Below are 13,634 nucleotides of genomic sequence, written 5' to 3'. Positions count from 1 at the left end.
TCTAGCCATTTCGATGCGGCACCAAAAGGGGGCAAATGCTTTACCCGCCCCCATCGCCAAGTATCAGAACTTGATGAAGTGCTTGCGGTAATGCTGCAGCTCGGCGATCGATTCGCGGATGTCGTCCAGCGCCAGGTGCGTGCTGCCCTTCTTGAAGCTGTCACGCACATCAGGCGCCCAGCGCGCGGCCAGTTCCTTGAGTGTGGATACGTCGAGGTTGCGGTAGTGGAAGTAGCTTTCCAGCGCTTTCATGTGCGTATAAAGAAAGCGGCGATCCTGGCAGATGCTGTTGCCACAGATCGGCGATTTGCCTTTCGGCACCCATTTTTCCAGGAAGGCGATGGTTTCTGCTTCGGCTTCAGCCATGCTGATGCGGCTATCGCGCACGCGCTGGGTCAGGCCGGAGTTGCCGTGGGTGCGAGTGTTCCACTCGTCCATGCGCGCAAGCACTTCATCGCTGTGGTGGATGGCAATGACCGGGCCTTCAGCCAGGGTGTTGAGATCACTGTCGGTAACGATGGTGGCCATCTCGATGATGACGTCGTTTTCCGGATCCAGACCGGTCATTTCCAGGTCGATCCAGATCAGATTCTGCGGGTTTGGCATATTTCGGCTCCTAGACAATGCTGCGCAGTTTAGCCTAGGCCGGTGGCCGGGCGTGCTAAACTCGCGGCCGTTTTACCTAATCGCTGCATTCTTCAGACGGAACACCCATGGCCAAACGCCAACTCAATCGTCGTCAAAACTGGCGCATCGAAAAGATTCAGGGCGAACGCGCCGCACGCGCCGCCAAACGCGAGTCCTCGGCGGTCGAAGCCCTTGAGGGCGGCGATCTGGGCCCAGAGCAAACAGGTCTGGTGATCGCCCACTTCGGTGTGCAGGTCGAGGTCGAAGCTGTTGACGGCGATCAGGCCGGCCAGGTCTTCCGCTGCCACTTGCGCGCCAACCTGCCTGCGCTGGTGACCGGCGACACAGTCGTCTGGCGCGCCGGCAATCAGGGCATTGGCGTGATCGTCGCGCAACTGCCGCGCACCACCGAACTGTGCCGCCCGGACAGCCGCGGCCAGCTCAAACCAGTTGCGGCCAACGTCGACATGATCGTCATCGTCTTCGCGCCCCTGCCCGAGCCGCATGCCAACCTGATCGACCGTTATCTGGTTGCCGCGGAACACGCCGGCATCCGTCCGTTGTTGCTGCTGAACAAATTCGACCTGATCGACGAGCACAACGCCCCGGCGCTCAATGCGCTGCTGGCGGTGTATCGCACGCTGGGTTATCCGGTGCTGGAAGTGTCGGCGCACCACGGCAACGGTATGGAACAACTGCAACAGCAGCTCGACGGCCGCATCAGCGTATTCGTCGGCCAGTCCGGTGTCGGCAAGTCGTCGCTGGTCAACAGCTTGCTGCCGGAAGTCGAAACCCGCGTCGGGCCGTTGTCCGAGTTGTCCGGCCAGGGCACGCACACCACGACCACCGCGCGACTGTTCCACTTCCCTGGCGGTGGCGAGTTGATCGACTCCCCGGGTATCCGTGAGTTCGGCCTCGGCCACGTCAGCCGTGCTGACGTCGAAGCCGGCTTCATCGAGTTCGATGATTTGCTCGGCACCTGCCGCTTCCGCGACTGCAAGCACGACCGCGAACCGGGTTGCGCGTTGCTCAAGGCCCTTGAAGACGGCCGCGTGCAGCAACAGCGTATGAACAGCTACCGCTCGATCATCGCCAGCCTACCGGAAAACGGTTATTAAACAGCCGTACCGGCAGCCCTGAGACCCGGGGTTGCCGGTTGTCGGATCACGCCTGACAAATCCCTAAAACGCTTAAACATCAGACGTTTCTGTAGGCGTCCGCACACCCGCTTGCAGGACATTTCTCTTTTGCTGTCAGCACCTTGTAGGCATCACGCAGATGCCTACAGTCGGTTCCTCCTTCGCACATTCGCGACTTCCGAGGAACCCCATGCAAACCTATCATCTGTTCATCAGCCATTCGTGGAACTACTCCCACGCCCACGACAATCTGGTACGCCTGCTCGGCGCGCAACCGGGTTTCACCTTCAAGAATTTTTCCGTACCGCCGCATAACCCGATCATGGGTGCGCAAACCGACAAGCAACTGGAAGAAGCCATCGAGAACAAGATCCGCCCTTGCTCGGCGGTGCTGATCATGGCTGGCATGTACTCGACCTACAGCAAGTGGATCAACAAGGAAATCGAGATCGCCAAGCGTATGGGCAAAGTCATCATCGCGATCAAACCCTTCGGCGCCGAGCGCATTTCCACGGTCGTGCGCAACGCCGCGAACGCCGAATGCGCGTGGAGCACCAAAAGCATCGTTAGCGCGATTCGTCTGCATACGGCGGTGTAACCATGCGCAAGGGACTGTTTATCGGCATCAATCATTACCAGCACGTGGCGCCATTGAGCGGCTGCAACAACGATGCGATGGCCATGGCGTCGGTGCTGGAACGTCACGCCAACGGGCGCCCGAACTTCAGCAGTAAAGTGCTGACCTCAGCTGAGGAAAACCTGACACTCAACACCCTGAAGCAACAGATTCAGAGTCTGTTTTCCGGTGATTGCGACGTGGCTCTGTTGTACTTCGCCGGCCATGGCCAGTTCGACACCAGCATCGACGAAGGGCTGCTGATTCCGCAGGACTTCAAACACGGCGGGGAAGGCATTCGCATCAGCGACATTCTGCTGTGGGCTGATCAGGCGTCGCAGATCAAAAACAAAATCATCATCCTCGATTGCTGCCAGGCCGGCGCGGCCGCTGCCATGCGCGGTTTGCGCGGTGGTAGCAGTGTGATTGGCGAAGGCATGACCATTCTCACCGCCTGCAAAAAAGAACAGTCAGCCCTCGAAAGTCGAGGCCACGGGGTATTCACCGATTTGTTGTTGCAAGCACTGCACGGTGGCGCCGCCAACGTGCTCGGCAAGGTCACCCCCGGTAGCGTTTACTCGTTTGTCGACAATGCACTGGGTGCCTGGGAGCAGCGTCCGGTATTCAAGACCAATGTCTCGCAGTTCGTGCCGCTGCGCGAAGTGGCACCGCTGATCGCCGAAGAAACCCTGCGCAAACTCAAGGACTGGTTCCCCGAGCCGAGTTTCGTCTTCAGGCTCGATCCAAGTTACGAGCCCACAGAACCCTCGTTCGATGCCGATCACGGCGACGTCTTCAAACAATTGCAAATGTGCAACCGCCACAGCCTGATCGAACCGGTGGACGCCGAACACATGTATTACGCGGCCATCAATTCCACCGGCTGCCGCCTCACCGCCCTCGGCGCCTACTACCGCGAACTCGCCCTCAAAGGACACTTCTGATGCCCGTCTTCATCAGCTACCGCCACATGGATCGCGCCCACGCCATCGCCATCAACAGCCGCCTTATCCAGGCCAACATCAAAACCTACCTCGACGTGCTCGACCCTGAATCGCAAACCACCGATGACATCACCGGCGTCATCACCCGCAACATCACTGAGTGCACGCATTTGCTGGCGGTGGTGTCGGAGAAGACCGCGTTGTCGTGGTGGGTGCCGTTCGAAATTGGTGAGGCGACTATCAGCAACCGCCGGATCTGCTCGTTCAAGACCGGCCCCGCAGAATTGCCGTTGTACCTGGACAAGTGGCCGAAGTTGAGCACGGATAAAGATCTGAATTTTTTTATCGATGCGTATCGTGAGGAGGTGTCGAGCAAGCGTTCGATGACGCTGGATTCGAGCAATGAATCCTTTAGCGGCACCTACAAACGCAACGCAGAGGTATTCCACGACCAACTGAAAAACCGCATTCGGCGCGGTTTTTAGAGCCCATCGGCAGGCACAAAAAAGCCGCGTATCAAACGCGGCTTTCTTCAACCTCCGAACCTATTTCGGCTCAGGCTTGCGAAACGCATATAAATGCTGACGCACAATCCCGCCCGGCAATTCTTTGCCGAACACGCCGTAACGCACCGGCCACTCCTTCGGCGGCAATTTGAACGTGCCGAACAACATGTCCACCAGCGGCGTGTGGATCGCGTAGTTTTTGTAGATGTAATCCTTGTGCCGGGCGTGGTGCCAGTGGTGGTAACGCGGCAGCACGATCAGGTAGTTCAGCCAGCCGCCGTTGATTCGCACGTTGGCGTGGGCCAGTACGGCCTGGACACCGACCAGAATCACATAGGCATTCAACGCTTGCGGGGCGAAGCCCAGCAGCATCAACGGCACCAGCACGCCGGTGCGGGTCAGCAGGATTTCGATGAAGTGCACGCGCGAGCCGGCGAGCCAGTCCATGTGCGTGCTGGAGTGATGCACCGCGTGGAGGCGCCACAGAAATGGCACCACGTGATAGAGCCGGTGCAGCCAATACTGGCCGAGATCCGCAACCAGGATTGCGAGCAGGAACTGCACCAGCAACGGCAGGCTTTGTACGCTGGTCTGCACGCTCGGCGACATCGCCCAACCGGCGATGTAACTCGACGAGGCAGTGATGAAGATCAGGATGAATTGCACCAGCATGTGGCTGACGAAGAAGTAGGTCAGGTCGGTGCGCCAGTGCGGGCGCAGGATGTTTTGCTCGGGATCCTTGGAGTAGAGCTTCTCCAGAGGAATGAACACGATGGCCGATACCAGCAGCGCCAGCACGAACCAGTCCAGACCCAACGAGTACGGGGTCTGCCCGATCGAGCTGACTTGTACGTTGGTGCCCCCAAGGAACACCGCCAGGCCCGATGCAACCAGACCGGTAATCCCCAGACGCTTGCGTTTGTTGAGCAGGATATTCAGGGTGCCGAGGCTGAATGAAACCACCAGACCGAGCAATAGCGTGGTTCGCGCGAACTGTTCATCATAGACCTTGCGCAGTTCGGCTGTGGTCAGCCACTCGGGAAACAGGAAGCAGAACACCGCCAGCAGGCTCAACAGTCCGAGGGTGGCTGATATATAGCCACTGACCCGCCCCTCGCCAAATTTGAAGGGTGCGTTGCCATGCCGTTGAAAATAGGCTTTGAGTCTTTCCATTTACTGATCTTCCGTGATTGCGAAAACTGCGACTGGTCATTGCGACGCAGGCAGATACAAAAAAGCCACGGTAACCGTGGCTTTTTGTCGGTCACTGTTTCGGCGTGGGGGCCGGCACAGTGGCTGGAGGGGCAGCAGGCGCGGGCGCCGCACTCCCCGGCTCAGGCGGTTTCGGCGCAGCGTCGTCGAACAGGTTCAAGCGTTCGCGCAGCTCGTGTGCAGGCACCGGTTGCTGATCCGCTGGCAGTGCGTTCGGATCAACCGGCGTCGCTGGAGCGGCGCCGTTCTGACCTTGATCCGCTGGCTTCGCAGCGTCTGCACCTTGCGCACCTTCGATGGCCGCTTGGGCTTTCTTGGTCAGCACCACGATATCGATACGACGGTTGACCGGGTTGAACGGATTTTCCTTGTCGAACAGCGCCGACGAGGCATAACCGACGACCCGCGCCACTTGCGCATCCGGATAGCTGCCGGCGATCAAGGCACGACGCGCGGCGTTGGCACGGTTGGCCGACAATTCCCAGTTACCGAAATCACCGGTGCCGGTGTACGGCTTGGCGTCGGTGTGGCCGCTGATGCTGATCTTGTTCGGCACCGCTTTGATGGTGTCAGCCATGGCCAGCAGGATGTCTTCGAAGTACGGCTTCAGGCGTGCGGAACCCGAGTCGAACATCGGCCGGTTCTCGGCGTCCATGATCTGGATGCGCAAGCCGTTCGGGGTGATCTCGAAGAGGATCTGGTCCTTGAACTTCTGCAGTTGCGGGTTCTCGTCGACCTTGTTCTGCAGTTCTTGCAGGAGCAGCTCAAGACGTTCCTTCTCGACCTGCTCGGCCATGCCTTCAACCTGTTCGGTGTCGACCGTGACCTTGTCGGGTTGCGGCTGCGACTTCACCTCAGGGTTGAGGGTGTTTTCCGGCGCCAGGGTCGGCGTGCCGCCCAGGTCGATGATGTACGGCGTGCCGCTTTCAGAGAAGCCGACCGGGTCTTTGAAGTAACCGGCGATGGCGATCTTCTGCTCCGGCGTGGCGGTGGACAGCAGCCACAACACCAGGAAGAACGCCATCATCGCCGTGGCGAAGTCGGCGAAGGCGATTTTCCACGCCCCGCCGTGATGCCCGCCGGCTATGCGCTTGACGCGCTTGATGATAATCGGCTGATTATTTTCCATTTCTTAGCGACCGCGAACGGCTTGTTCCAGCTCGGCAAAGCTTGGACGGTGGGCCGGGTACAGCACCTTGCGACCAAACTCGACTGCCAGCGATGGCGGCATGCCGGAAGCCGAAGCCACCAACGAAGCCTTGATGGCTTCATAGACGTTCAGTTCTTCCTTGGCATCGTGAGCCAGGGAATGCGCCAGCGGACCGAAGAAACCGTACGCCGCAAGAATACCGAAGAAGGTACCGACCAGTGCCGCACCCACGTGCAGACCGATGGACTTCTGATCGCCTTCACCCAGCGAGGCCATGGTCACCACGATACCGAGTACCGCCGCGACGATACCGAAACCGGGCATGGCGTCGGCGATGCCGTTCACCGCGTGGGACGGGTGTTCGAGGTCTTCTTTCAGGCTGTACAGCTCCATGTCGAACAAGCCTTCCAGCTCGTGCGGGGCCATGTTGCCGGACGACATGATGCGCAGGTAATCGCAGATGAACGCGGTCATGCGTTCGTCTTTGAGCACCGCCGGGTACTTGGCGAAAATCGGGCTCGCGGCGGCATCTTCGATGTCGCCTTCAATGGCCATCATGCCTTCGCGGCGGCTCTTGTTGAGGATCTCGTAGATCAGGCCGAGCACTTCCAGATAGAACGTGTGGCTGAAGCGCGAACTGAACATGCTCAGGGATTTCTTGAGCACGTGCATCGTCATGTAGCCGGGGTTGGCCTGCAGGAATGCACCGAGTGCAGCACCACCGATGATCAACACCTCGAAAGGCTGGATCAAGGCGGCAATCTTGCCGTGGGAGAGCACGTATCCGCCGAGCACGCTCGCGAATACGACGATGATGCCGATAATTTTAGCCATAGGTAGAAAGTACTTATTTAAGTCGGGTTCAAGGTCATATTCGGAAGTTAAAAAATCTCTTCTTCTACTTATCGGCAAAACTGCGCCAGACTATAGCCAGTTCAGGCGAAAAGCCAATTTAGCCCATGCCGGGCGCGTCTACAGTCAGTGAAGATCCCCTCCAGACATGGCTAATGAAACGAACGTCCCACACGCAAAACCGACCACCCTCGACGGCTGGGTAAAGTTGCTCGATGGCGTGCGACTGCCCGTGCCGCAAGAGGCTCACGACAAAGTCTGCCGCGCGATCCGTGACAACCGCAGCTCGTTGCGTGACATCGCCGACCTGATGCAGGACAGCCCGGCACTGGCCTTGAGCATCATTCGTGAGGCGAATCGTCACACCCACGGCACCATGGCCGCGCCGGCGGAAAATCTCGAGGTGGCAATCAACCGTCTGGGCCTTGCCCGCACCGAAGAATTGCTCGCGCGCCTGCCCGCCGAACCGCAGATGCAAATCCCCAAGGCCCTGCGCCAGTTGCAGATGATCAGCCAGCACGCAACGCAACAGGCCAACGGTTTTTTCGCCAGTCGCCTGGCGCGGCTGTGGCAGGACATTCATTGGGGCAGCCTGCTGTTTCTGTCGCCGCTGTGGCCATTGGCGCTGACTTATCCGCAACTGCTTGAGGAATGGGAGCTGCGGGTTATCCACAAGGGCGAGTCGGCCCGCACCGTCGAAAAGCAATTGTTCGGCGTGCGCCTGCTGAAAATTGCCGAGGCACTGGTGCAGGCCTGGCATCTGCCGATCTGGGTGCAGCAGGGCTACAAACTGCTGCTCAGTGAACAGCGCGAACTGGTGAAAGTGCTGCGCATCGCCCGCGACAGCGAGCATCCGCTACGCCAGCAGAATCGCCTCGACGATGACCCGACGCTGCGCCGCTGGCTTAATCAACCGGCTAATAGCGTACTGCTGGCCAACGGTCTGGCGCTGTCGGCGCAACAGGCCTGGGAAAGTCCGCACAGCGAACGCTGGCAGTACCTGACCAGCCTTTATCTGCAAATCTCGATGGACGAAGTGCAGCAACAGTTGCACCAACAAGCCGCCAACAGCGCGCGTTATCACGCGATGCCCGATCTGTGGCACCCGGCCGTTTCGCTGTTGTGGCCGTGGGGCACCCGTCGTTTACCCGCCGGCCTGTTGCCCGCCGCCGCGCCGACAGCTGAGGACTTGGGCCAATGGCGCAAGCAATGCGCCGAATTGCTGGCAGAACCGAGCCGCTTCACCAATGCGATGAGCCTGACCGTCGCGGCGCGCGATGCCTTGGCCGCCAGCGGCATGCGCCGGGTGATGATCCTGATGGCAGACCGCAGCCAATCCAGTCTGCGTGTGCAGCAAACCTATGGTTTGCCGAAAGAAGCCGCTGCACTGACTTTTGCCGTCAGCCAAAGTAGCGTGCTGCAACGTTTACTCGCGCAACAAGCGCAGGTGCGCATCAACCCGGACAACAATGCACAGTTCTCCGCCCTGCTGCCGCCGAGCCTGCGCACGCTGTTTCGTGGCGAGCATCTGTTCCTGCGCTCTCTGGTCAATAACGGCCGGGTCATCATGATTGTGGTGGCCGATCAGGGCGGCGGACCCTTCGCCGACATCACCGTGCAAGCCTTTGGCAAAACCGCGCAGTGCATAGAAAAAGCCCTGCACAGCTTTAGCAGCCGTGGCCGATGAGGCTGCGCTACAATCCTCCCCTTTGTGCTCTGGAGACCTCACATGTCTGACTTCTCTGGCTTGCCGCTCGTCATCGAGCCGAGCGACCTGCTCCCGCGTCTCGATTCCCCTGAACTGATTCTGGTGGATCTGACCAGCGCTGCCCGCTACACCGAAGGTCATCTTCCCGGCGCACGTTTTGTCGACCCGAAGCGCACCCAGCTCGGCCAGCCGCCGGCGCCGGGCCTGCTGCCGGCCAAAGCCGATCTGGAAGCATTGTTCGGTGAACTCGGGCATCGCCAGGACGCGGTCTACGTGGTGTATGACGATGAAGGTGGCGGCTGGGCCGGGCGCTTCATCTGGCTGCTCGACGTCATCGGTCACGACAAGTACCACTATATAGACGGTGGTCTGCCGGCGTGGCTGGCAGATGGCATGCCGATGTCGATCCAGGTACCACCAGCGGTTGGCGGCCCGATTGCGCTGACTTTGCACGACGAGCCGACTGCCACGCGCGAATACTTGCAAAGCCGTCTCGGTGCTGCCGATCTGGCGATCTGGGATGCGCGCGGGCCGCTGGAGTATTCCGGCGAGAAAGTCCTGGCCGCCAAGGCCGGGCACATCCCCGGCGCGGTCAATTTCGAATGGACCGCCGGCATGGACAAGGCCCGTCAGCTGCGTATTCGCACAGACATGCCGCAGATCCTAGAAGATCTCGGGATCACCAAGGACAAAGAAATCATTACCCACTGCCAGACCCATCACCGGTCGGGCTTCACTTATCTGGTGGCCAAGTCCCTCGGTTATCCGCGGGTCAAGGGCTACGCCGGTTCCTGGGGCGAATGGGGCAACCACCCTGACACGCCTGTCGAGATTCAAGGTTTTTAAGGACAACTAATGAAAGAGCGTCTGTTTATCCTCAGCCAGTACCTGCTGCCTCATCACCTGCTGTCGCGCCTGGCCGGCTGCATTGCCGAGTGCCGCGTGCGCTGGTTCAAGAATGCCTTCACCCAATGGTTCGCCAAGCGCTACCAGGTGGACATGTCGCAAGCGCTGGTCGAAGACCTGACCGCTTACGAGCATTTCAACGCCTTCTTCACCCGTGCCCTGAAAGACGGCGCGCGTCCACTGGACGAAACCCCGGGCGCGATCCTCAGCCCGGCCGACGGTGCGGTCAGCCAGCTCGGCCCGATCGAGCACGGTCGCGTGTTCCAGGCCAAGGGCCACAGCTTCAGCGTGCTGGAACTGCTCGGCGGTGATGCGGCCAATGCGGCGCCGTTCATGGGCGGCGACTTTGCCACCATTTACCTGTCGCCCAAGGACTACCACCGCGTGCACATGCCGCTGGCCGGCACCCTGCGCGAAATGGTCTACATTCCGGGCCGGATCTTCTCGGTGAATCAGACCACCGCCGAAAACGTCCCCGAACTGTTCGCTCGTAACGAGCGTGTAGCGTGCATCTTCGACACCGAGCGCGGGCCGATGGCCGTGGTGCTGGTTGGCGCAATGATCGTCGCTTCGATCGAAACCGTGTGGGCCGGTCTGGTCACCCCGCCGAAGCGCGAACTGAAAACCTTCCGCTACGATGAAGCCGCCCGCGCGCCGATCCATCTGGAAAAAGGTGCCGAACTGGGTCGCTTCAAGCTGGGTTCGACGGCGATCGTGCTGTTCGGCCCGGATCAGGTGAAATGGGCTGAAGAGCTGGCGGCGGGTTCGCCAGTGCAGATGGGCCAAGGCCTGGCGCTGCCAAAAGCCTGATTGACCGTTGCGGGAGTCGCCTCAGGCGCTCCCGCAGATTGCGTTATTTGCTGCTATGGTTTTTGGCATGAGCCAGACCAACGCCCTGCCGCCCCTTCACGCGCCAACCCCGTCGCAAACGCGCCTGTCGTTTTGCGAAGCGACTCCGCGCGACCTCAAGCGCTGGATCGCCGACCTGCCCAAAGCCAACATCGGCGAAACCGCCCGCCAGTTGTATCAAGCCTTGGGTGAACTCAACCAATTGCTCACACCCAGCGACAATCGCCTCAATCTGCTGGAGCTGCTGCGGCCCGAGGTGTATTTCGTCTGCCTGCATCTGGAGCGGCATTTCCTGCATCAGGCAATCATGCTCGACGAGCGGTCGCGCAAGATCAGCAATCTCTGTCAGGCCCTGCAAAGCCATCTGGCCATCGGCTACAAACAGATCGTGCTGCGAATTGCGCCAAAGTACCGCAAGGACCGCGCAGCATTGGTCAGTATGGCTCTGCAGCGAGCAGCCCATGCACTCAAAGGCCAACTGCTGCGTGCCACGCAGCTGTATAGCTCGCCGCCGGAACATGTCTGGTTCGAACTGCATCAGCTGTATCGCAGCGCCGCTGAACTGCAACTGCAACACCGCGCCGTGCATGACGACTTGGCCAGCCTCACGACAGAGCTGAGCCTGGAGCAGACCTACATCGCCGCTCTCTTACTGGGCAGCGCTCGTTGCAATCAGTTGCGACAAAACCAGATCGCGCGGCTGGCCGACGTGTTAGAGCCGTGGAGCGCGCGGCTCAAGCTGCATCCCGCAAGCCCGGACGCCGGCCTGCTGGCGATCAGTGCAGAACTGGATGCCGGCCCACGCTACCGCAGCATGTTTCGCAGCGAGCAACAACGCGGATTGCTCGGTTTCGATCCGCAGCCGCTGGTGAATGCCATCGAAGCGCATTTGCTGCATCAGGACACTTCGACGCCGCTGCCCGTCCCGGCCGGGCTGAGCTTCGATACCTTGCAACACCTGCACGCCAGCTGGGGGCAAGCGGCTGAACGCAGTTTTCAGCGCACCGTTGGCCAAGGCCATCTGACCGTGTGCGTGGGCATGAGCGCCCTGCACTTCTACCTCGGCGGCGAGCGCAGTTTCAGCGAACTGCTCAAGCTTCCCGGGGGGCGCTCGGCGAATTTCAGCAGTACCGTCGCCAAAAGTGAAAAGGACAGTTGGAGTCAGGCCTTCGACGCAGCACCGCAAAGTAATGCCGAGCAGTTTTTGCCCTACGAGGAAATCCAGTACGACCATTTGGTCGAGGACGAAAGCGGCACCGACAGCACACCCCATTACCCGACCCATGCCCTGCCGGTGATCAACCACAGCCCCGGCGGTTATTGCCTGGCATGGCCAGAGGAAGTGCCCGCCGAACTGCAGGCCGGAGAAATGCTCGGAATACACGACAGTGTCAGTCTGGGCTGGAGCATTGCAGTGATCCGCTGGATCCGTCAGGTGCGCGGTGGCGGCACGCAAATGGGCATTGAACTGGTGGCCCCGCATGCACAGCCTTGTGGACTGCAACTGGTGCGCTCGCGGGACGATCACAGTCAGTATTTGCGCGGATTATTGTTACCGGAGATCAGCGCGATCGATCTGCCCGCGACCTTGCTGGCACCGCGTTTGCCGTTTCAGGAAGGCAGCAAGGTGATGATCAATACCCAAGGCGAAGAACACCGCGCCGGGCTGGATCGGCGGGTGGCAAGTACGCACAGTTTCAATCAGTTTGCCTATCGCTCGCTGGAGGCCGCGAAAAATGGCGGGAGTGAGGAGGATTTCGATTCGTTGTGGAAATCGCTTTAAGTGCCCGCCGATGGATCGGCGGCGCTATCTTCGCGAGCAGGCTCGCTCCCACATTGGATGCATTTCAACTGTGGGAGCGAGCCTGCTCGCGAAGAGGCCAAGTCAGGCGATAGAGATCTCAGAGCTGCCCATCACGATCGCGGAAGCCCAGCAGATACAACACACCATCCAGCCCTAGGGTGGAAATCGCCTGCTTCGCCGACTGTTTCACCAACGGCTTGGCGCGGAACGCCACGCCCAAACCGGCAATCGCCAGCATTGGCAGGTCATTCGCGCCGTCGCCGACCGCGATGGTCTGCTCCAGACGCAAACCTTCTTTGTGCGCCAGCTCTTTCAACAGATCAGCCTTGCGCTGCGCATCGACAATCGGCTCGATCGCCACGCCGGTGCACTTGCCGTCGACCACTTCCAGTTCGTTGGCGAACACATAGTCGATGCCGAGTTTGGCCTGCAACTGCTTGGCGAAATAGGTGAAGCCGCCGGACAGGATCGCGGTCTTGTAGCCCAGACGCTTGAGTTCGGCGAACAGCGTTTCCGCGCCCTCGGTCAGACGCAGCGAAGCGCCGATCGAATCCAGAACGCTGACGTCGAGGCCTTTGAGCAAGGCCAGACGCTCTTTGAAGCTGGCGCGGAAATCCAGTTCGCCGGCCATCGCCCGCTCAGTGATTTCGGACACCTGCTCGCCCACGCCGGCAGCCTTGGCCAGTTCGTCGATGACTTCAGCTTCAATCAGTGTCGAGTCCATGTCGAACACCGCCAGACGACGGTTGCGCCGGAACAGCGAATCTTCCTGGAAGGCGATGTCGACGTTCAGTTCCTGAGCGACGCTGAGGAATTCGGCACGCAGCGCCTGCGGATCAGCCGCTTCGCCACGCACGGAAAACTCGATACAGCCCTTACCTTTGTCGGCCGGCGTGTCCAGCGGCATACGACCCGACAGACGGTCGATGTGATCGATATTCAAACCGTATTTAGCCGTGATCGAACTGACCGCCTGCAATTGACCGGCGGTTACTTTGCGGGTCAGCAGGGTAACGATGTGGCGTTTTTTACCCTGATTGCCCACCCATTGCTGGTAATCCTCTTCGGACACCGGGGTGAAGCGCACCTGCTGGTCGAGCTCGTAGCCCTTGAACAGAATGTCCTTGAGCACGGATTTACCCTGCTCCGAATCGGGAATTTCAACCAGGATGCCGAACGACAGGGTGTCGTGGATCACCGCCTGACCGATGTCGAGAATGTTCACACCACCCTGTGCCAGAACACCGGTAATGGCTGCCGTCAGACCCGGACGGTCGACTCCCGTGATGTTAATCAGGACGATTTCGCGCAACGCGCACCC

General features: G+C 60.0%; 13 protein-coding genes. 8 read left to right on the top strand and 5 right to left on the bottom strand.

Features of this window, described 5'->3' with window-relative positions; translation table 11 throughout:
* Positions 1-63: 63 nt before the first annotated feature.
* A complete protein-coding gene (gene orn / locus HU718_RS03610; protein ID WP_034151653.1) occupies positions 64-606 on the bottom strand; it encodes an oligoribonuclease in 543 nt (180 codons plus the stop codon).
* Between the two features lie 107 nt (positions 607-713).
* On the opposite strand from orn, the gene rsgA reads away from it, so the two are divergent.
* The 4 genes from rsgA to HU718_RS03590 all read left to right on the top strand — a co-directional run bounded on the left by rsgA (position 714) and on the right by HU718_RS03590 (position 3,811).
* On the top strand, positions 714-1,745 hold the full coding sequence (gene rsgA, locus HU718_RS03605; protein ID WP_095120636.1) for a small ribosomal subunit biogenesis GTPase RsgA: 1,032 nt from the start codon (positions 714-716) through the stop codon (positions 1,743-1,745).
* A gap of 211 nt (positions 1,746-1,956) precedes the next feature.
* Complete coding sequence (locus HU718_RS03600) at positions 1,957-2,364, top strand: TIR domain-containing protein (RefSeq protein ID WP_064117187.1); 408 nt, start codon at positions 1,957-1,959, stop codon at positions 2,362-2,364.
* Positions 2,365-2,366: 2 nt separating this feature from the next.
* Positions 2,367-3,326: a caspase family protein gene (locus tag HU718_RS03595; RefSeq protein WP_186612914.1), complete on the top strand. Its 960-nt coding sequence runs from the start codon at positions 2,367-2,369 to the stop codon at positions 3,324-3,326.
* Entirely contained in the window at positions 3,326-3,811 is a 486-nt protein-coding gene (locus HU718_RS03590) for a toll/interleukin-1 receptor domain-containing protein (protein ID WP_095120639.1), read from the top strand. The genes HU718_RS03595 and HU718_RS03590 overlap by 1 nt, the downstream gene beginning before the upstream one ends.
* Before the next feature lie 60 nt (positions 3,812-3,871).
* Here HU718_RS03590 and HU718_RS03585 read toward each other — a convergent pair whose 3' ends face one another.
* From HU718_RS03585 to motA, 3 genes are all read right to left on the bottom strand, one after another.
* Entirely contained in the window at positions 3,872-5,005 is a 1,134-nt protein-coding gene (locus tag HU718_RS03585; protein ID WP_095120640.1) for a sterol desaturase family protein, read from the bottom strand.
* 91 nt (positions 5,006-5,096) lie between these two features.
* Positions 5,097-6,173, bottom strand: a complete 1,077-nt coding sequence (gene motB, locus HU718_RS03580) for a flagellar motor protein MotB (RefSeq protein WP_150707155.1) — start codon at positions 6,171-6,173, stop codon at positions 5,097-5,099.
* Between the two features lie 3 nt (positions 6,174-6,176).
* On the bottom strand, positions 6,177-7,028 hold the full coding sequence (motA, locus tag HU718_RS03575) for a flagellar motor stator protein MotA (RefSeq protein WP_007915795.1): 852 nt from the start codon (positions 7,026-7,028) through the stop codon (positions 6,177-6,179).
* Positions 7,029-7,194: 166 nt separating this feature from the next.
* Between motA and HU718_RS03570 the strand changes: the two genes are divergently transcribed.
* The 4 genes from HU718_RS03570 (at position 7,195) to HU718_RS03555 (ending at position 12,292) form a co-directional block, all read left to right on the top strand.
* Positions 7,195-8,733 (top strand): HDOD domain-containing protein, encoded by a 1,539-nt coding sequence (locus HU718_RS03570; protein WP_186612916.1) that lies wholly within the window; start codon positions 7,195-7,197, stop codon positions 8,731-8,733.
* 42 nt (positions 8,734-8,775) lie between these two features.
* Positions 8,776-9,600: a thiosulfate sulfurtransferase gene (gene rhdA, locus HU718_RS03565; protein WP_095120643.1), complete on the top strand. Its 825-nt coding sequence runs from the start codon at positions 8,776-8,778 to the stop codon at positions 9,598-9,600.
* A gap of 9 nt (positions 9,601-9,609) precedes the next feature.
* Positions 9,610-10,470 (top strand): archaetidylserine decarboxylase, encoded by an 861-nt coding sequence (gene asd, locus HU718_RS03560; RefSeq protein ID WP_095113488.1) that lies wholly within the window; start codon positions 9,610-9,612, stop codon positions 10,468-10,470.
* Positions 10,471-10,537: 67 nt separating this feature from the next.
* Complete coding sequence (locus HU718_RS03555; RefSeq protein WP_150707153.1) at positions 10,538-12,292, top strand: cyclic-di-GMP receptor FimW-related protein; 1,755 nt, start codon at positions 10,538-10,540, stop codon at positions 12,290-12,292.
* Positions 12,293-12,410: 118 nt separating this feature from the next.
* On the opposite strand, the gene serB is transcribed toward HU718_RS03555, so the two are convergent.
* Entirely contained in the window at positions 12,411-13,625 is a 1,215-nt protein-coding gene (serB, locus tag HU718_RS03550) for a phosphoserine phosphatase SerB (RefSeq protein WP_008079219.1), read from the bottom strand.
* Positions 13,626-13,634: the final 9 nt, after the last annotated feature.

This window comes from Pseudomonas tensinigenes, from assembly GCF_014268445.2.
Taxonomy (GTDB): Bacteria; Pseudomonadota; Gammaproteobacteria; order Pseudomonadales; family Pseudomonadaceae; genus Aquipseudomonas; species Aquipseudomonas tensinigenes.
This window is presented reverse-complemented; position numbering and strand designations above follow the sequence as displayed.

Excerpts from the sequence above, each read along its gene's own strand:
- orn (WP_034151653.1), bottom strand. The coding sequence starts at position 606 with ATGCCAAACCCGCAGAATCTGATCTGGATCGACCTGGAAATGACCGGT.
- rsgA (WP_095120636.1), top strand. The coding sequence starts at position 714 with ATGGCCAAACGCCAACTCAATCGTCGTCAAAACTGGCGCATCGAAAAG.
- HU718_RS03585 (WP_095120640.1), bottom strand. The coding sequence starts at position 5,005 with ATGGAAAGACTCAAAGCCTATTTTCAACGGCATGGCAACGCACCCTTC.
- motA (WP_007915795.1), bottom strand. The coding sequence starts at position 7,028 with ATGGCTAAAATTATCGGCATCATCGTCGTATTCGCGAGCGTGCTCGGC.
- HU718_RS03555 (WP_150707153.1), top strand. The coding sequence starts at position 10,538 with ATGAGCCAGACCAACGCCCTGCCGCCCCTTCACGCGCCAACCCCGTCG.
- HU718_RS03600 (WP_064117187.1), top strand. The coding sequence starts at position 1,957 with ATGCAAACCTATCATCTGTTCATCAGCCATTCGTGGAACTACTCCCAC.
- motB (WP_150707155.1), bottom strand. The coding sequence starts at position 6,173 with ATGGAAAATAATCAGCCGATTATCATCAAGCGCGTCAAGCGCATAGCC.
- HU718_RS03590 (WP_095120639.1), top strand. The coding sequence starts at position 3,326 with ATGCCCGTCTTCATCAGCTACCGCCACATGGATCGCGCCCACGCCATC.
- HU718_RS03595 (WP_186612914.1), top strand. The coding sequence starts at position 2,367 with ATGCGCAAGGGACTGTTTATCGGCATCAATCATTACCAGCACGTGGCG.
- rhdA (WP_095120643.1), top strand. The coding sequence starts at position 8,776 with ATGTCTGACTTCTCTGGCTTGCCGCTCGTCATCGAGCCGAGCGACCTG.
- asd (WP_095113488.1), top strand. The coding sequence starts at position 9,610 with ATGAAAGAGCGTCTGTTTATCCTCAGCCAGTACCTGCTGCCTCATCAC.
- HU718_RS03570 (WP_186612916.1), top strand. The coding sequence starts at position 7,195 with ATGGCTAATGAAACGAACGTCCCACACGCAAAACCGACCACCCTCGAC.